The sequence below is a fragment of the Embleya sp. NPDC056575 genome (genome assembly GCF_042793325.1).
Taxonomy (GTDB): Bacteria; Actinomycetota; Actinomycetes; order Streptomycetales; family Streptomycetaceae; genus Embleya.
This window is the reverse complement of record NZ_JBHTVA010000098.1, coordinates 1-17,559: the sequence shown is the minus strand read 5'-3', so window position 1 is coordinate 17,559 and position 17,559 is coordinate 1. Positions and strand designations below refer to the sequence as shown.

Sequence of the window (17,559 nt, the reverse complement as noted above, 5' to 3'; positions counted from 1 at the left end):
TTCGAGTCGTCAACTGCGCGAATTCGCAGGTCCCTTGTGGTTGATGCGTCAAACAAACGGCGACGACGGGACCGGGACCGGTCCCGTCGTCGGGCCCGGTCCCGGGAACCTCCGTTCCTCGATGTTTCCCCGATGGTGCTCTTCCTCGGCGGTGCTGCGTGCCGGTGCTGCCAAGTGCCGGTGGTGCTATTCCTCTGTGACGCGGAGCGCGCCGGAGGGGCACAGGTCGGCCGCCTGGCGGGCGGCGCGGTGGGCGCGGGGTTCGGGGTGCGGCGTCAGTACGGTGACGAGGCCGTCGTCGTCCTGGTCGAAGAGTTCGGAGGCGCTCAGCGCGCACAGGCCCGCGCCGACACAGACGCTCCGGTCGCCGGTCACCCGCAGCACGACCCGCCCGGGGGCGGTCACCACGTCACCGGGAGTTCGTTGACCCCCTGGATCGAGGCGCCCGGTCGCAGCCGCACGTCCTCGACCGGGACGGCGAGTCGCAGCGTCGGCACCCGGTCGAACAACGCGGCGATGATCACTTCGAGTTCGAGGCGGGCCAGGTTCTGGCCGAGGCACTGATGGATGCCGTAGCCGAAGGCGAGGTGGTGACGCGCCGAGCGCCGGATGTCGAAGGTGTCCGGATCCTCGAAGACCGAACCGTCCCGGTTGACGATGGAGTTGGCCACGATCACGCCGTCGCCCGCGCGGATCAGTTGTCCGTCGATCTCGATGTCGGCGACGGCCACGCGCCCGCCCGCGATGTCGGCGATGGCGAGGTAGCGCAACAACTCCTCGACCGCGCCCGGGATCAGGGTGGGATCCGCACGCAAGGCGGCCTGTTGTTCCGGGTGTTCGAGGAGGGTGATCACGCCGAGCGAGGTCATCGAGGCGGTGGTCTCGTGGCCGGCCACGAGCAACAGGACGGCGGTGTCGACCAGTTCGTCGCGGTCGAGCGCGCCCTTGGCCACGTACTCGGTCACCATGTGGGACAACAGGCCCGGACCCGGGTCTTGTTCGAACCGGGCGATCAGTCCGCCGAGGTAGTCCTCCAGCAGGTCGCGCGCGGCCACCGCCTCCGGCCCGTCCTCGGCCTGGAGCAGGCGCCTGCTCGCGTCCTGGAACAGGTCGTGGTCGGCGTACGGGACGCCGAGCAACTCACAGATCACCATCGAGGGCACCGGTAAGGCGAGCCGGGTGACGAGGTCGGCCGGCGGACCGTCGGCGATCAGGTCGTCGATCGCGGCGTGCACGATGCGTTCCACATCCGGGCGCATGCCCTTGATCCGCCGTACGGTGAACTCGCTGATGGTCATCCGCCGTCGCGGCCCGTGCTCGGGCGGGTCCAGGGCGAGGAAACCGGGCTTGCGGTTGCGCAGCGCGTACAGGCGCGGCGAGGTCAGCGGGAAGTCGGGGTTCGCGCGATTCGAGGACAGCCGGGGGTCGGCCAGTAGTTTCCGGGCCGCCTCGTACCGGGTCACCACCCACGCCGGGCGGCCGTCGTACAGGGTCACCCGACGCAGGGAACTCGGCGCGTCCCGTAGCGTGTTGTAGGTGTCGGGCAGTCGGTAGGGACAGGTGCGGTCGCTCGGGAAGGCGGGAGCCTCGTCGGGGCCGGTCCCGGTCGGGAAGGTCGGGGTGTCGTCGGTGGGGAAGGTCGCAGCGGTCTCGGTCATCGATCCCCTCGCAGCCTTGATCTGATAGAGAACGAGTGGTTCTCTGCTTGGGAGGCTAGGCTCATCCCACAGAGAACACAACGATCTCTCAATAACTTTGAGGAGTCGACCTGTCACCGAATGTCGGCCCGGTGGTCGGGATGAGCGTCGACCATCGCAAGGGGCCACGACGTCGCGGCGAGGAGCTGGAGAACGCCATCCTGACGGCGACGCTGGCCGAGCTGATGGATGTCGGCTACGCCGGACTGACCATGGAGCGGGTGGCCGCCCGCGCTCGCACGGGCAAGGCCACGCTCTATCGGCGCTGGCCCAGTCGCGCGGAACTGGCCATGGACGCCTGCAAGTTGATCGGCGTGGGCGAGGGCGAACCACCCGACACCGGGGAACTGCGCTCGGACGTGATCGCGCTGTTGCGGGAGATGGCCGCCAAGCTGGCCGGTCCGCTCGGCGGCATACTGCGCGGACTGCTCGCCGAGACCACGCACGACCCCGAACTCGCCCGCCTGGTTCGGGAGCGGATGCATACGGTCGGCCCGGAACGGACCCGTCGTGTGCTCGAACGCGCGGTCGAGCGGGGTGAGATCGACGCCGAGGTGCCGACCTCGCGCCGTGCGGGCGTGGCCACCGACCTGCTGCGCAACGAATTCCTGCTGTTCGGGACGCCGATCGCGGACGAGGTCGTGATCGACATCGTGGACGAGGTCTACCTGCCGCTGGTGCGGATGCGTTCGGCTCCGGCCGTCGGGCCCGAGTCGGGGGCGTGAGGGCGGGCGCCGACGCGGGTCCGGCCGGCGGACCGCGGTCTTGTCGGACGCCGCCCGGATCCGCCGGACATCGGGCCCGGCGGGTCAGTTCGCGGACCGGCCGACGACCGCGCGGACCTCGGCGATCAAGCGGGCGACCAGCGGCTCGGGCGCACGTTCGGTCCACACCACGGCCAGGACGGACGGCGCCGCGTCCACGACCGGGATCCAGCGCACGCCGGCGGCCGGCGCCCAGCGGCCGATCGGTTCCGGGGCGAGCCAGACCGCGCGGCCGCGGGCGACGGTGAGCAGGGCGTCCTCGACCTGGGCCACCACCGGACCGCGTGGCGCGGGCGAGCCGTCGGGGCGTGGGTCGGCGATCCAGTGCCGCTCGGCCTCGGCGGAGGTGAACACATCCGGGCAGACCACCGGTTCCTCCGCCAGGTCGGCCAGGTCCACCGAGTCGCGCCCGGCGAGCCGGTGGGTCGGCGCCACCGCGACGACGCGCGCGTCGGTACGGACCTCCGCGTACCGCAGGCCGACCTCGCCGATCGGCAGCCACATGAACGCGATGTCGGCCGACCCCGCGTCCAGGAGCACCAGTTCCTCGCGGGGCGTGCGAACGGTGGTCAACTCCACGGTGAGCCCCGGCACCGCCGCCTCCATGGCGCCGGCCACCTCGCCGGCGAACAGGGACGTGGCGTAGGGGCAACACGCCAGGCGCAGGGTGCCGCTCTGCTCCCGGGCCACCCGCCGCACCCGCTCGATCAGGCCGCCCAGTTCGGTGACCACCGCCTTGCCGCCGGCCGCCAGTTCGTCGCCGGCGGAGGTGAGCAGGACACCCCGGTGGGTGCGGACGAGCAGGTCGACCCGAAGCGCCCGTTCCAACTGCCGGATGTGGCCGGAGACCGCCTGCTGGGTCAGGTGCAACCGGGCGGCGGCGCGGGTGATGTTCAACTCCTGCGCGACGGCGATGAAGGACTCCAGGAGCCGCACGTCCAGATCGATCATCACGTAAGCGTACGGGCGGCTTTGTCCGGGACGGATCGGGGCGGGTCGCGACGGACCGGACCGGTGTGAGCGCAGTGCGTGGGTGGGTGTCACAACGGGTTGTTGTGGCGGCCGTCGCACTCGTTGTTTCCGCCGGTGCGGGCCCCCGCGGGATGGTGGGGGAGACACGGCGACGGCCGTGCCGTCCCCGCGAGCCGACCCGCTCGCGACCCCCCCTCACACCACCCGTGGTGTCACCCTGCCCGGCATCCCCCTTGCCCGGCAGCACCCTGACCGGAAAGCGCACCTGTGAGCACCGAAGTCCGCCCCGCCACGCCTGCCGCCCCCCTCGCCGAACCCAAATCCGTCGGCGGCACCACCGGCGAGGCCGAACCCGCCCTCGCGGCGGCCGAGCGTGTCCCCCGCAAACGCTGGTTCGCCGTCGCCGCCGTGGCGGTCGGTACGTTCTCCGTGGTCACCGCCGAACAACTGCCCGTCGGCCTGCTCACCTCCGTCGGCGGCGACCTCGGCGTCTCCGAGGGCACGGCGGGCCTGATGATCACCGTGCCGGGCCTGGTCGCCTCGGCCGCCGCACCGCTGCTGCCGGTGCTGATCGGCCGGCTGGATCGCCGCGTCGTGCTGCTCGGGCTGATCACGCTGATGGTGGTGGCCAACATCCTCTCGGCCACCGCGCCGAACTTCCCCGTGCTGATCGCCTCGCGCTTCCTGGTCGGCGTCAGCATCGGCGGATTCTGGTCGCTGGCGGCCGGGTTGGCCGTCCGCATGGTCCCCGAGCGGTACGTGCCTCGGGCCACCGCGATCGCCTTCGGCGGGGCCACCGCCGCCAACGTGCTCGGCGTCCCCGCCGGCACCCTGATCGGCGGACTCACCGACTGGCGCATCGCGTTCGTCGCCCTGGGTGGTCTGGGGCTGGTGGTCGTGGTCGCGCTGGTCCTCCTGCTGCCGCCGATGCCCGCGTCACAACCGGTGCGGCTGCGCACCCTCGGCGAGCAGTTCCGCAACCCGATCGTGCGCGCCGGCGTGCTGGCCACCTTCCTCCTGGTGAGCGGGCACTTCGCGGCGTTCACCTTCGTCAGCCCGATCCTGCAGGACCGATCCGGGATCGACGAGAACCTGATCGGCCCGGTCCTGCTGGCCTTCGGCCTGGCCGGGATCGTCGGCAACTTCCTCGCCGGCGCCGCCGCCGGCCGCAACGTCCGCGGCACCATCATCACCATCAGCCTCGCACTCGCCGCGCTGTTGGCCCTGTTCCCGCTCGCGGGCGGCACGCGGGTCACCGGTGTCGCACTGCTCGTCCTGTGGGGACTGGCCTTCGGCGGCGTCCCCGTCGGCGTACAGACCTGGATCCTCAAGGCCGCGCCCGACGCCACCGAGGCGGCCACGGCCCTGAACACCTCGATGTTCAACCTGGCGATCGCGCTCGGCGCCCTGTTCGGCGGCATTTTGGTCAACACCGTCTCCACCGCCGGCGTACTGCTCTTCGGCGCCGCCCTGAGCGTGCTGACCTCGCTCGCCGTGTGGGGAACCCGCAGGATCTGAACGGGACTTTCCCCGGCCGGGACGTGCGTCCGATCCGGAACGGCCATTACTCGCAGGGAATTGTCGGCCCCGGACGCCCGACCGAAGATTGTTGTCACGGCCCGCCGCACCGGCGGACCGCAACCCCCCCACACCCCCCGGAGGTTCGCCATGTCCGCAGTCAAGTCCACGGCCGAGGTCATCGCGCGGTTCAACGACGCGTTCACCAAGCACGACCCGACGCTGATCGAGGGCCTGGTCGGCGAAGGTTGTGTGATGGTCACGGTCCAGCCCGCCCCGGACGGGACCCGCTACGAGGGACTGGAGGCGTGCGAGACCTTCTGGAAGGAACTGGCAGCCGACCCGAAGGTCAGCTTCCAACCCGAGGAGGTCTACGTCTTCGACGACCGCGCGGTGATCAAGTGGCGGGTGACATTCACGCCGGGCGAGGTGAACGAGGTGTTCGGCGAGGCGCACGCCGAGTCCACCACCGTGGCGGGCGTCAACCTCATGCAGGTGCGCGACGGGCGCATCGTCGAGGGGCTGGGGTACAGCAAGACGCCGTGATCCGTGACGGGCCCGACACGGGGCGGGCCCGCCCCGGCAAGGCCGTCGACCCCGGGTGAACGGGGTCGACGGCCTGCGATACCCACCCGGCAGAATTCCGGTATGACCCCCACCGCGCCGCGCTATCTGACCCCGGCCGAGACGGCCGAGCGCTCCGGCTTCAGCCTGGACACCCTGCGCTACTACGAACGCATCGGCCTGCTCTCCGACGTGGACCGCGCGCCCAGCGGGCATCGCCGGTTCACCGAGCACGACCTGCAATGGCTCGGCATCCTGCGCTGCCTTCGGGACACCGGGATGCCGATCGCGGACATGCGTCGCTATGCCGAACTGGCCCGCACCGGCGACCGGGAGTCGCTGACCGAGCGGATCGCCCTCCTGGAACGGCACGACGCCTCGGTGGAGGAGCAGATCGCGCTGCTGCGGGCACGGCAGGGGCACCTGCGGGGCAAGATCGACTACTACCGATCGGTACTGCCGGACTGAATCCGAAACCGGTCGGCCCGGACGGGTCGTGTGTGCTCCCGGCGGACGACGGATGACCGTGTGGCGTTCGATGGTGGAACAATTCGTGTCGACAGCGCCGAAACCGGGCGCGAAGGTGTGCTCTCCCGATATGGATGTACGGGCACGGGTACGGGTGCCGGAGCACTCCGGCCCGTCCGGACACCGGGACAGGAGAGGGTCGCCATGACCGATACCCACACCGATACCGCCACCGACGACTTCGACGGTGACCGGTTGCCGCCGACCGTCGCCGCCGACCACGCGACGACGCTCCTGGAGTACCGCCGCGCTCGCGGCCGGCAGCACGTCCGCGATTGGTACGCCGGTCTGCGGATCAAGAAGTTTCCCGAGGATCTGCGCGTGTTCGAGCACGTGCTGTGGTCCTCGCGGACACAGGTCGTGGTGGAACTGGGTACCCATCTGGGCGGCTCGACCCTGTGGTTCCGCGACCGACTGCGCGCGCTGGCCGGCTACGGCCGCGTCCCCGAGGCGATCCGGGTGATCTCGGTCGACCTGGACCAGTCGCGCGCGGCGACGCTGCTCGGCTCCGCCGATCCGCACTTCGCGCGCGACATCACCCTCGTCGCGGGCGACGTCCGCGACGAGGGGCTCGCCGAACGAGTCGAGCGACTGATCCCGCCCGGCGTGCGCTGCCTGGTCGTCGAGGACACCCTGCACGAGTACGACACGACCGCCGCCGCGCTGCGCAACTTCGCCCATCTGGTGCCCGACGGCGGCTTCTTCGTCGTCGAGGACGGCATCGTGGACGATCCCGACCTGTGCCCGCCCGACATGCCGGGCGGCGTGGTCCCGGCGATCACCGACTGGCTGGCCGGCGACCAGGGCAGCGCCTTCACCACCCGCCGCGACCTGGAACTCTACGGCGTCACCAGCCACCCACACGGCTGGCTGCAACGGGTCCGGCGCCGCCCGGCACCGTAACGGTCGGCTGTGCGGGTCGGCTGTGCGGGCCGGGTGTGCGCGGGCCGGGTGCGCGGGAAAAGCGTTTGCGGGGGACGGGTGTCGTTCGGTAGAAAGTGCGGCCGGACGCCCATCGGTGGATCGCCGCTGGGGACGTGACGACGAGAGGAGGGACACGCGATGTACGCAGTCATCACCGCGCCCGTGTCCTCCCGGGGGACCGACCGAGTCTGACCCCGGAAACGGACGGGCGCTCTTCACCGGAGTGTGCCTTGACCGTGGAACAGCAGGATCCGATCACGCGTGCGATCACCGGACGCGACGAACTCGCCCTCTTCTCCCGACTGCCCTATGTCCTCAACACCGAACTGTCGGACGACCTGGCCGCCGGCCGCCGCCGACCGGAATGGATGTGGGTCGCCCTGCGCGGCGACCGACTCCTGGCCCGAGCCGCGTGGTGGAGCCGTCCGGGGGACCGGCTGCCGCGCTACCTGGACATCCTCGACGTCGACGACGGCGTCGACGGTGTCCCGGCGGCGGAGCGCCCGGAGTTCGCGGCGCGCCTGGTGCGCACCGCGTTGTCCGACATCCTCCCCGCCGGGACCCGCCCACCGGAGTACACCCGCTTCGTCCCGCCCGACTGGCGTGAGGACACGCTCGTCGGCCCGGCCGTCCGGGCCCGCATGACGGCGTTGGAAAGCCTCGGTGCCCGGCTGTTCGTGGAGCGGCTGCGGTTGGAATGGCGCCCCGGGACGCCGATTCCGCAGCCACGCGGCCGGCTGACGTTTCGTCCGGTGCACGATGCCGACGAACTGGTGGCGCTGATGACCGGCGTCCTGGCGGGGACGTTGGACGCCCACGGGCGGGACGAGTTGACCAGAATGACCGCGCGCGAATCGGCGGTTGCCCAGTACGACGACGAACTGGCCCGCTACGCGAGCCCGCGGGAGTGGTGGCGCATCGCGACGCTGCCGGACGGGGAGCCGCTGGGATTCGTCATCCCGGCGCACAACGGCTACAACCCCGTCATCGCCTACATCGCGGTCCTGCCCGCGTATCGCGGCAACGGCTACGTCGACGACATCCTGGCCGAGGGCACGCGCGTGCCGGCCGCACAGGACGTGCCCCGGATCCGCGCGGCGACGGATCTCGGCAACGTCCCGATGGCGAACGCGTTTCGGCGGGCGGGGTTTGTCAACTTCGAGCGTGAGATCAACATGACCTGGCGCTGACGGGCCGGTGGGCGAGGACGCCGAACACGCCGTCCTCGCCCGCCCGTTCCGCCGGGTCCCGGTCCGCCCGGACGATCCGCCGCCCGGGGTCCGGCTCAGTGCGCGCCGTCCAGCCGAGCGCGCTGATCCGGCGTCAGTTCCAGGTCCACGGCCGCCAGGTTCTCCGCCAACTGTGCGACGGAGGAGGCGCCGGCGAGCGGAAGGATCGGGAGCGCGCCGCCGATCTGCCAGGCGAGCACGACCTGGTTCACCGTCGCCCCGATCTCCTGCGCGACCTCGCGCAACACCGCGAGCCTGGCGGGCGTGCCCGGGTGGTCGTAGTCCGGCGGCAGCGGCTTGTCCGGCCGCGCGTACGCACCGCCGAGGAGCGGCGAATAGGCGACCAGGGTCAGATCCGGCTCGGCGCGCAGGTAGCTCAGCAGATCCGGGCCGGCGTGACCGAGGCTGCCCTCGGGGAAGAGCGCGCCGGGTATGTCGTAGCGCGGGCGCAGGTGGCTGTGCTGATACTGGAGCACCTCGTACCGCGGCACCCCCGCCGCCGCGGCGAGCGAACGGGCCCGCTCCACACGCCACGTGGCGTGATTGCTCGCGCCCAACAGGCCGACCGTACCCTCGCTCACCAACTCCCCGAACGCCTCCACGGTTTCCCGCAGCGGCACGGTCCGGTCCTCGATGTGCGCGTAGAGCAGATCCAGCCGCTCCACCCCCAGCCGCTCCCGGCTCCGCTCCGCCGCTTCGCGAATCGCCGTCGCGGACAGGCCCTCGGGGTTGTCGATGTAGCCGGTGCCCGCCGCCAGCGGCGCCGCGCCCAGCTTGGTGGCGATGACGATCTCGTCGCCTACGCCGCGACTGCGCCGCCACCGTCCGAGCAACTCCTCGCTCTGCCCGCCGAGTCCCCCGTCGACCCAGAACGCGTAGTTGTCGGAGGTGTCGATGAACGTGCCCCCGGCCTCGACGAAACGATCCAATACCGCGTAGGAGGTCTTCTCGTCGGTCACCGACCCGAACAACATCGCCCCCAGCGCAAGCACACTCACCTCCCGGCGCGTGCCCGAATCGACCCCGATGGTGCGGTACTTCATGGTGACCCCCAACGCCGCGGCCCGCGATGCCCGGGCCCGAGGGCACGAGTCAACAACCTGGACCGCGCTCCAGGTCAACCCGTCGGTGCCTGCTCCCCGGCGGCTCGTCGCCCACGTCGAAGGCCGCGAGGTCGGTCGGGTCGGGGCCCGTGTCGGTGGGGACCGACCCGACCGCCTCGCGGGTGGTGCGTCAGTCGACCCGGAAGCCGTGTTGGCCGGCCAGCCGGGTCAGCGATCGTTGACCGGGGATGCCGTTGGCGTCCTGGCCGGAGTAGCCGAGACGGCGTTGGTAGGCGGCGTAGGCGTGGATCGTGGCGGTCCCGAAGGAGCCGTCGACGTAGGCGGACGCGAGCAGGCCCTCGGCCTGGAGCGCCTGCTCGACCAGGAGCACGTCGGTGCGGTGCGCCGCCGAGCCCTGGGGTGCGGGTGGGTCGAGGTGCGCGGAGTCGATGATGTTGGCGAGGCTGACGGTCGGGATCCCGTCGCCTCCGGACGTACCGCGCGGATCGTGCGGATCGGCGGTGGGTGGGCAGCCGTCCGGGAAGCGCGGGGCCAGGTAGCCGGTCACCCGCGCGTCGGTGCGCCGAAACGTGTGCGAGTAGACGCCGTTGCCCTGGCCGCCGTCGCCGCCGGTCGGGATCGTGTTGCCGCCCTTGGTATACACGTGGACGTCGTCGAAGCGGACCACGATCTCGGTGTGCGCGCCGTTGCCGAAGTCGACCCAGGCGCCCCAGCTCGGGTATTCCGACCACTGGTCGTGCGCGCGGGCCCAGTTCGCGAACGCGGTGACGTTGTCGACCTTGGGCACGATGTCCGCGAGGCCGACGTCGTTGTACATGCACCAGTCGAAGATGACGCACCACGGCACGCCGTCCTCGCCGAACTCCCGTCCCCACTTGGTGCGGTTGTCGTAACCGTCGCGGGGGTTCCAGCTCTCGTATACCCCTTCCGGTACGGCTTGCAGATGTGCGATCAGGTCGTCCCATGTAGCCATGGGCGGCCCCCATTTCAGGCCGGGTGGAACGTATCTCGATGGCCGGGGTGGCAGGTCCCGTTCCGGTGGACCCGAGCACACCCCGGGCGCTTTTCGCGGCCGCGGCACGAAACGCGCACTGACGTCGATCGGGGCATACCCACTGACCTGCGATGTGTACCACGAGTATATGTTCGATGACATAGTGTAGTCATATGGTCGTATCATCGGACTACGAGAACGATCACGAGAGTTGCCACCGCGCGGAGGAGTCCTCGATCGCCGCCGCTCCGGTTGCCGAATACCCCCCAGAAATCTGGGATTTCGCCGCACCGCGCACAGTGGCGAGGATGTCGACAGTGCGGTGCACGCGAGCGCGACCGCGCGGTCCGGGCGGCGACCGGACCGGGTGTGTCGCCCGTGGGCGGGCACGGGGGTTGCCGAAGCGGCGACCTGGGGGCGGAAGTGGCGCGCGCGCCGACGAGTCGGCGTCGTATCGAACGCGCAGGGGCCGTGCGATCCGACGGATCGACGCCTTCGGCGGCGCGCGCCCTTTCGATCCGGGACACACACCACGACTTCGTCGATCAGGCCGCCGGTTCGCCGACCTGGTCGTTCAGCGCGGTGCGCAGCCAGGTGTCCGTGGCCCCCGGGGTGGGCTCGGCCGGGTCGCTCAGCTCGGCGGCCAGTTGCCAGTACCGCTCGATCCGGGTCTCGCCGAGGAGCAGGCCGGCCAGCCGGCGGCGAAAGGCGGGGGTGTCGGCCGTGTCCCACGAGCGGGCGTAGGCCGCGACGAAGCAGTCCAGCGGCTCGCCCGGTCGCGGCGGACGGTGGGCGCGCAACTCGGGGACGGCGAGGGTGTGGGCTTCGACGAGCCCGCCGAAGAGTACGGCCGGCCTCGGCCCGGTCCGCGGCCGATGCGCCGCCGGCACCCGGCCCCCGGGTCCCGCGCACGGCCGGGTGACGAGCGCGTGCAGGCGGGCGAACGCCAACACCTGGGCCGGCGTCGGATCAGCGGGCGGTTGCGGCACCGAGCGATCCACGATGGCCGTGACCAGCCGGGCCGGGAGCCGGGCGGGCAGCCAGCCCCGCCAGAACCGGGCCACCGGCGCGGTACTGGGCGGCACGGACACGGCGCCGACCAGCCGCAGTCGCTCGGCCCGCTCGTCCGGCGCACAGTCCCGGAGCAGGTGCAGCGCCGCCTCGCGCCAGCGCAGCTCGGCCAACCGCGAGCCGACCTCCCGCAGCTGCCCGGCGATGATCTCCTCCAGCGTGTCCTCACGATCGAGGAAACGCCCCACCTCCGGCACCGACAGGTCGAGACCGCGCAACGAGCGGATGGTCCGGAGCCGGTCCAGCGCCTCCGGACGGTAGCGCCGATGGCCGCCGGCGCTGCGTGCGGCCTCGGGCAGCAGGCCGCGATCGGAGTAGAAGCGCACGGTCTTGACCGTCACGCCCGCATGCTCGGCGAGTTCTCCGATGCTCCAGGTGTGGTCGGCGGACACGACTTGAACCTCCCTCAGGGGGAGTTCCTACGGTAGCGGCCCACGCGGAGCGGCCCCACGGCCGGTCGGCGCCCCGCCCGCGGAGTGTGTCGAGCGCGGATTCGGTACGGAAGACGAGGGGACGACCATGACGGCGTTCGTATTGGTGTCGGAGGCCCACACCGGCGGGTGGATCTGGCGGGATGTGGCCGCCCGGTTGTCGGCGGCCGGCGACGAGGCGTATCCGGTCACGCTCACCGGACTGGAGAACCCCCGGCAGCCGGCGGAGCCGGACATCGACCTGGAGACGCACATCCGGGACGTGGTGGACCTGATCGACCGCGTCGACGCGGCGCGGCCGGTGGTCGTCGTCGGGCACGGCTACGGCATCCACCCGGTGCTCGGCGCCGCCGATCGGCGCCCGGACCGGGTGGCGCGAATCGTCTACCTGGACGCCGGCCTGCCACAGGACGGGGACCCGGCGCTCGCCGCGATCGCGGACGTGGCGACACGCGAACGGTTGGCGACCCGGGACGGGGATCCCGCCCTCCCCGCACCGACGACGCGCGAGGACTGGGCGCGCTGGGGCGGCGTCGCGGACCTGTCCGACGCGGCGATCGCCCGGCTGACCCGGTCGGCCGCGCCCCATCCGGTGGGCACGCTCACCCAACCGCTGCGCCTGTCGGGGGCGGCGGCCGGGCCGGCGACCACGGGCGTGTTGTGTACCGGGAACGGGGCGAGCATCGCGCTCGTCGAGTCGCTGGTGGGCATCGGGAATCCGGCGCTGCGACGGCTGGTCGACCCCCGGGTGGGCTTCTTCGAACTCGCCACCGGCCACTGGCCGATGGTGTCCGCGCCCGGGGAAGTGGCCGACGTACTGCGCCGCGCGGCGGCCGACGAGGGCCACCGCCTGTCGGCGAAGCGGGAAGAGCCGAGCCACCTCGGGCCGTTCCCGCTGGATGCCCCCGCGTGCGACCGGGAGCAGGTGGGGCGGGTCGACCTCTACCTCCCCGACGACGAACTCCCCTGTCCGGCCGTGCTGTTCGTGCACGGCGGGCCGCTTCCCGAGGGCATTGGGCCGACGCCGCGCGATTGGCCCACGTTCGTCGGCTACGGCCGGTACGCGGCGAGCGTCGGGGTGGTCGGCGCGACCGTGGAGCACCGGCTGCACCGACCCGGCGACTACGACCGCGCCGCCGAGGACGTGGCCGCGGCCATCGAGACGGTACGGGCGCATCCGCGCGTCGATCCGGACCGGATCGCGCTGTGGTTCTTCTCCGGCGGTGGCCTCCTGGCCACGGACTGGCTCGTACACCCGCCGTCGTGGTTGCGCTGCCTGGCCGCGACCTACCCGATCCTGGCCCCCATGCCGAACTGGGGCCTGGCCGACTCCCGCTTCCACCCGGCGACGGCGGTGCGGTCGGCGGGCGAACTGCCGATCGTGCTCACCACGGTGGGCCTGGAGCGCGCCGAAATCGCGGTGACGGTACACGAGTTCCTGGCAGCCGGGGAGGCGGCCGGGGCGAACGTCGAGGTGATCCACCTCGCCGAGGCCCGCCACGGCTTCGAGGCGGTCGACCACACCGAGCAGACCCGAGCGGCCGTCCGCCGGGCGATGCGAGTCGTGACCGGCCACCTGACCGGCTGACCGCGGCGGCCCCGGCTCCGCGTTTGCGAAGAGCCGGGGCCGCCCCGCACGTTCCTTCGCTCAGCCCGCCGAAGCCGCCGAGCCCGACTGCGCCCAGTGCGTCCCGATCGCCTCGATGATCCGCGGCCGCAACTCCCGCGCCTCGATCACCGCGTCCACCGAACCCACCTCCACCGCACGGCGGATGTCGTGGACCCGGTCGAACTCCGCGGCCACCTCGCCCAGTTTCTCGGTCCGCACCGACGAACGCAGTTCGTCCAGTTCGGCGGTCAGCGTGGCCCGGTCCGCGCCGGAGGCCGCCGCCGCGCGCGACTCCAGGTCGCGGACCCGCGGGTCGGCCGCGGTGCGCGCGTTGACGTCACCGGCGAAGACCACCGCCGCCGCGGGCGCCCCGCCGAGGACCGACGCGAACGAGCCGTCGATGGCCAGCACGGTCATGTTCGGGTTCAGCGCCTTGGAGAAGACCACGAACGCGCCGCCGTGGTAGCGCGAGATCACGCAGAACACGATCGGTCCGCGGAAGTTCACGATCGCCCGGCCGATCTCCGCGCCGTACTCCAACTGCAGCTTGCGCATCGACTCGGGCGAGCCGTCGAACCCGGACAGGTTCGCCAGTACCACCAGCGGCCGGTTGCCGGACGCGGCGTTGATCGCCCGCGCGGCCTTCTTCGACGATTGCGGGAACAGCGTGCCCGCCGTGTAGGTGGCCGGCCCGTCCGTGGGCGGGAAACCGCGCCGCGGCACCGCCCGGGACTCGATGCCGAGCAGGCACACCGGCATGCCGCCCAGGTGCACGTCCTGGACCGCCGCCGTGTCCGCGTCGGCCATGCCCGCCCAGCGCTCCAGCACCGGGTGGTCCTGGTCGGACAGCGCCCGCATCACGGTGCGGATGTCGAACGGCTTCTTGCGGTCGGGGTTGGCCTCGGCGGAGAAGATCTCGCCGACCGTGGTGAAGTCGCTGCCCTCCACCACGTGCGGGAAGCTCGACACGTCGCGGTCCGTCGGGTCGGTGGTGCCGGTCCGGCGCGGCGCGAGTTCACCCGGAGCGACGTAGGTGTGGTCGTAGTGCGACATCAACACGTCGCGCGCCGCGTTCAGGTCCGGCGCCCAGTACTGCGCCTGCCCGTTCGGGCCCATCACCCGGTCGTAGCCGCCGATGCCGAAGTTGTCCTCGGCCGACACACCGCCGGAGAAGTCGAGGGCATGCTTCCCGGTGAGCACCATGGCCGAGTCGGGGGTCATCACGAGGATGCCCTTGGTGTGCATGAGCATGGTGGCCTCGGCGTTCCAGTACGGCTGTGCGCCGACGTTGATGCCCGCGACCACGATGTTGATCTCGCCGCCGTCCTGGGTGAACGTGACGATGCGCTTGAGCGCGGCGGCCACCCAGTCCATGTTCTCCGTGCCCGACTCCATCGAGATCCGGGCACCGGACGACAGCGCGTACCACTCCACCGGCACCCGCATGCGCTCCGCCAGGTCCAGCGCCGCGATCACCCGACGGCACTCCGGCTCGGACAGCGCCCCGAGCGACTTCGTCGGGTCGCCGAGCAGAACCACGCGGGTGACACCCTCGGGGTGCCGCGCGGTGGTGGTGCGGACCACACCCGCCACGATCGCGGCGGAGTTGGTGCCCTTGGGCCGGTCGACCGGCACGAGGGCGTGCTCGTCGTTCAGGTCGTACTCGACGAAGTCACCGAGGCGGTCGGTGAGTTCGTACGGGTAGACGGTGTTGCGGCTGCTCGCGCGCAGCACCTTCAACCGGTAGCCGTCCAGCGGTTCGACCGGCTCGTCCGACGGCTCGCCGATGGTCAGTTCGGTACCGCCGGCGGCGTCGAACGGGATCCGTACCGCGATCTTGGTCAGTTCGCCGGTCCGCGGGTCGCGCTGGCGGGCGATGAACAGGATCTCCTCCAGGCCCGCGCCCGCGGTGGTCGGCCGCACGCGCCCGGCGATCATCTCCATCTCGGCGTGCGTGAGTCCGCTCGGCGGCCACACGTAGACCACGACCCGGTTGGTGTTGAAGCGCTTCGCCGACGGGCGCCGCGACTGGGCGCGGCGGATCGAGTCGAGGCACGTGGCGAGGATGTCCTCGGCGGTCGGCAGGGCGACCAACCTGCCCTCGTGGTCCCGGAGTTCGGTGAGGTCGCGGACCTGGGCGAAGGCGACCAGGCGGTCGTCGGCGGGGTTTTCCCGGGCGACGCACTGGAAGAGGTAGACCTCCTCGTCCGAGGACGGCAGCCGGGTGAGGTCGAACTTGCTCAGCCGCTCCAACTGCATACGCTGCGCGATGTACGGGTGCAGACCCCGGATCAACCGCTCCTCGACCATCCCGGTGTCGGACGGGCGGAACGTGAAGTGATGGTGCATCACCGCGCCGCCGCGACCGGCCACCGTGGTGGTCAGTCGGCGGACCCGAGGCGGCAGCGGCTGCGCGGCCACCACCTCGTGCAGTGCGGCGGCCGTCGCGTCCGCGCTCTCCGGCTGATTCTCCCAGGACAGGTAGATGTCCGCGTCGATCGGGTTGCCGTCGGCGGCCAGTTCGGCGAGGCCGCGCAGCGCGCCGCCCAGGGCCTCGAAGCCCACCGCGGCGGAGACCAGCGAGGAGCCGGCCCGCTCGGCGACCACGAACGTGCAGCCCGCGATCTCCCGGGTACGGACGTCGGTGAGGCCCTTGTTGCCGTAGTAGCGCCGGGTCAGCACCTCCAGCATGGTCGCGTTGTCGAGGTTGTCGCGAACCAGTCGCTGACCGAGCAGCCGGACCAGGGGCTCGGTGCTGCGCACCATCTCGGCGACCCGCTCGGCGCGGTCCGCGGTGTCCGGGTGCGCGTCCAGGTGCCGCAGGTGCTTGCGCACACCGGCGTACACGCGGGCGCGGTTGCGGCGCAGCAGCGGCCGGCCGAACCAGTCGTAGACCACGCCGCGCGCGAGGTCGGCGAGCACGGGGAAGCGGACCTGGGTCGCGCCGATCAGCCGCTCCAGGGCCAGACCCGCGGGCTCGTGCAGCGTCGCGTCCGGCGGCGCCTCGCGCAGCCAGGAGCGCAACAGGGTGGCGATGACGGCGGCGTCGGCGGAGGCGCGCTGCTGGGCGAGGAAGATCCGGAACACCGCGGCTTCCAGCTCCGGGGACGGCTCCGGCTCGGTGACGCCGTAGTGCGCCAGGGCCTTGGCCAGCTTGGCCCGGAACGCCGGGGGCAGTCCGGCGCGTTCCACGTCCAGGCTCTGCAGGTAGCTGTGGAAGTACTCGCGGGCGCTGTGCAGGTGGCCGTCGCCGCCGACGTCCTCGCCCGCGGGCCGGTTGCGGCTCAGTTCGGCGAGGTCGGTGAACATCTCGATCAGTTCGAGCTCGCGCACCAGCGGGCGGTGGCCGGCCTCGGCGGCGGCGGTGCGGGCGGCGAGGTAGTCGTCGAGTACACGGCGCTCGTCGTGCGGGTCGACGTCGAAACCGAGCAGCAGGCTGCGCAGGTCCTCCTGGCCGCGCCGGGTGCGTGCGCGCACGGGGACGGTCTCGGGCGCGGCGGGCAGGTCCAGCTCGACGGACGCGCCGGCGGTGGTGTCCTCGGCCTCGCCGTCGTCGTCGGCGAGCGGTTCCAGACGCAGCAGCGGGGCGCCGGTCTCCACCTGGCTGCCCACGGAGACCGAGCATTCCTTCAACCGTGCCCGGAACGGTGCGCGCAGCACCGTTTCCATCTTCATGCTCTCCAGCACCAGGACCGGTGCGCCGGCCTCGACCTCGTCGCCGACGGCCAGGGGGGTGGCGACGACCAGGGCGGGTGCGGGGGAGCGTACGACGCCGCCCTCGTCGCGGCCGACGCGGTGGGTGACGCCGTCGACCTCGACCAGGTGGGTCGGCCCGTGGGTGGCGGTGAGCAGCCGGTAGCGGGTGCCGTTGACCACGATCTGGCCGGTGTGCCGGTCGAACCGGTCGAGTTCGACATCGGCGGTACGCACCACCTCGCCGACCTCGATGCCGACCCGGAAGCGGTGCGCGCCGACGCGGGCGACGCGCACGCGGTAGCCGACGCCGCGCAGCTTCAGGTCGAGCGGTCGGCCGCTCTCGTGCTGGACCTGCGGCCGGCCGCCGAAGGCGGTGGAGAACAACCGCTGGCGTTCGGCACGCTCCTCCTCCTCGTACGCCTCGATCGCGGCGGCGGCGAGGGCGACGGCGGAGTGGCGGTGCGCGACGAGTCGGCCCTCGCCGCGCACACGGTCGAT

14 protein-coding genes are annotated in these 17,559 nt (G+C 72.0%); 7 read left to right on the top strand and 7 right to left on the bottom strand.

Annotated features, from left to right (window positions below; genetic code table 11):
• Positions 1-186 precede the first annotated feature (186 nt).
• On the bottom strand, positions 187-381 hold the full coding sequence (locus tag ACFRCG_RS44010; RefSeq protein ID WP_380042288.1) for a ferredoxin: 195 nt from the start codon (positions 379-381) through the stop codon (positions 187-189).
• Between the two features lie 20 nt (positions 382-401).
• On the bottom strand, positions 402-1,658 hold the full coding sequence (locus ACFRCG_RS44005; RefSeq protein WP_380042278.1) for a cytochrome P450: 1,257 nt from the start codon (positions 1,656-1,658) through the stop codon (positions 402-404).
• 140 nt (positions 1,659-1,798) lie between these two features.
• Here ACFRCG_RS44005 and ACFRCG_RS44000 point away from each other — a divergent pair, with 140 nt between their 5' ends.
• Positions 1,799-2,422, top strand: a complete 624-nt coding sequence (locus ACFRCG_RS44000) for a TetR/AcrR family transcriptional regulator (protein WP_380042277.1) — start codon at positions 1,799-1,801, stop codon at positions 2,420-2,422.
• A gap of 84 nt (positions 2,423-2,506) precedes the next feature.
• Here ACFRCG_RS44000 and ACFRCG_RS43995 read toward each other — a convergent pair whose 3' ends face one another.
• Complete coding sequence (locus ACFRCG_RS43995; RefSeq protein ID WP_380042276.1) at positions 2,507-3,412, bottom strand: LysR family transcriptional regulator; 906 nt, start codon at positions 3,410-3,412, stop codon at positions 2,507-2,509.
• 288 nt (positions 3,413-3,700) lie between these two features.
• On the opposite strand from ACFRCG_RS43995, the gene ACFRCG_RS43990 reads away from it, so the two are divergent.
• The 5 genes from ACFRCG_RS43990 (at position 3,701) to ACFRCG_RS43970 (ending at position 8,157) form a co-directional block, all read left to right on the top strand.
• Positions 3,701-4,951: an MFS transporter gene (locus ACFRCG_RS43990; RefSeq protein ID WP_380042275.1), complete on the top strand. Its 1,251-nt coding sequence runs from the start codon at positions 3,701-3,703 to the stop codon at positions 4,949-4,951.
• Between the two features lie 150 nt (positions 4,952-5,101).
• Positions 5,102-5,497, top strand: coding sequence for a nuclear transport factor 2 family protein (locus ACFRCG_RS43985; protein ID WP_380042274.1), 396 nt, complete (start codon positions 5,102-5,104; stop codon positions 5,495-5,497).
• Between the two features lie 102 nt (positions 5,498-5,599).
• Positions 5,600-5,983 carry a MerR family transcriptional regulator gene (locus ACFRCG_RS43980; RefSeq protein ID WP_380042273.1) on the top strand — a complete coding sequence of 128 codons (384 nt, stop codon included), beginning with the start codon at positions 5,600-5,602 and terminating at the stop codon, positions 5,981-5,983.
• 204 nt (positions 5,984-6,187) lie between these two features.
• Positions 6,188-6,946, top strand: a complete 759-nt coding sequence (locus ACFRCG_RS43975) for a CmcI family methyltransferase (RefSeq protein ID WP_380042272.1) — start codon at positions 6,188-6,190, stop codon at positions 6,944-6,946.
• A 257-nt stretch (positions 6,947-7,203) separates the two neighbouring features.
• Positions 7,204-8,157, top strand: a complete 954-nt coding sequence (locus tag ACFRCG_RS43970) for a GNAT family N-acetyltransferase (RefSeq protein WP_380042287.1) — start codon at positions 7,204-7,206, stop codon at positions 8,155-8,157.
• A gap of 95 nt (positions 8,158-8,252) precedes the next feature.
• On the opposite strand, the gene ACFRCG_RS43965 is transcribed toward ACFRCG_RS43970, so the two are convergent.
• From ACFRCG_RS43965 to ACFRCG_RS43955, 3 genes are all read right to left on the bottom strand, one after another.
• Positions 8,253-9,239: an aldo/keto reductase gene (locus ACFRCG_RS43965; protein ID WP_380042271.1), complete on the bottom strand. Its 987-nt coding sequence runs from the start codon at positions 9,237-9,239 to the stop codon at positions 8,253-8,255.
• 190 nt (positions 9,240-9,429) lie between these two features.
• Positions 9,430-10,233 carry a peptidoglycan-binding protein gene (locus tag ACFRCG_RS43960; protein WP_380042270.1) on the bottom strand — a complete coding sequence of 268 codons (804 nt, stop codon included), beginning with the start codon at positions 10,231-10,233 and terminating at the stop codon, positions 9,430-9,432.
• A gap of 566 nt (positions 10,234-10,799) precedes the next feature.
• Positions 10,800-11,717, bottom strand: a complete 918-nt coding sequence (locus tag ACFRCG_RS43955; RefSeq protein ID WP_380042269.1) for a MerR family transcriptional regulator — start codon at positions 11,715-11,717, stop codon at positions 10,800-10,802.
• Positions 11,718-11,844: 127 nt separating this feature from the next.
• On the opposite strand from ACFRCG_RS43955, the gene ACFRCG_RS43950 reads away from it, so the two are divergent.
• A complete protein-coding gene (locus tag ACFRCG_RS43950; RefSeq protein ID WP_380042268.1) occupies positions 11,845-13,344 on the top strand; it encodes an alpha/beta fold hydrolase in 1,500 nt (499 codons plus the stop codon).
• Positions 13,345-13,404: 60 nt separating this feature from the next.
• Here ACFRCG_RS43950 and ACFRCG_RS43945 read toward each other — a convergent pair.
• On the bottom strand, positions 13,405-17,559 hold a 4,155-nt coding region (locus tag ACFRCG_RS43945; protein WP_380042267.1), incomplete at its 5' end, for a carboxyl transferase domain-containing protein.

Excerpts from the sequence above, each read along its gene's own strand:
- ACFRCG_RS44005 (WP_380042278.1), bottom strand. The coding sequence starts at position 1,658 with ATGACCGAGACCGCTGCGACCTTCCCCACCGACGACACCCCGACCTTC.
- ACFRCG_RS44000 (WP_380042277.1), top strand. The coding sequence starts at position 1,799 with ATGAGCGTCGACCATCGCAAGGGGCCACGACGTCGCGGCGAGGAGCTG.
- ACFRCG_RS43995 (WP_380042276.1), bottom strand. The coding sequence starts at position 3,412 with ATGATCGATCTGGACGTGCGGCTCCTGGAGTCCTTCATCGCCGTCGCG.
- ACFRCG_RS43985 (WP_380042274.1), top strand. The coding sequence starts at position 5,102 with ATGTCCGCAGTCAAGTCCACGGCCGAGGTCATCGCGCGGTTCAACGAC.
- ACFRCG_RS43980 (WP_380042273.1), top strand. The coding sequence starts at position 5,600 with ATGACCCCCACCGCGCCGCGCTATCTGACCCCGGCCGAGACGGCCGAG.
- ACFRCG_RS43975 (WP_380042272.1), top strand. The coding sequence starts at position 6,188 with ATGACCGATACCCACACCGATACCGCCACCGACGACTTCGACGGTGAC.
- ACFRCG_RS43965 (WP_380042271.1), bottom strand. The coding sequence starts at position 9,239 with ATGAAGTACCGCACCATCGGGGTCGATTCGGGCACGCGCCGGGAGGTG.
- ACFRCG_RS43960 (WP_380042270.1), bottom strand. The coding sequence starts at position 10,233 with ATGGCTACATGGGACGACCTGATCGCACATCTGCAAGCCGTACCGGAA.
- ACFRCG_RS43950 (WP_380042268.1), top strand. The coding sequence starts at position 11,845 with ATGACGGCGTTCGTATTGGTGTCGGAGGCCCACACCGGCGGGTGGATC.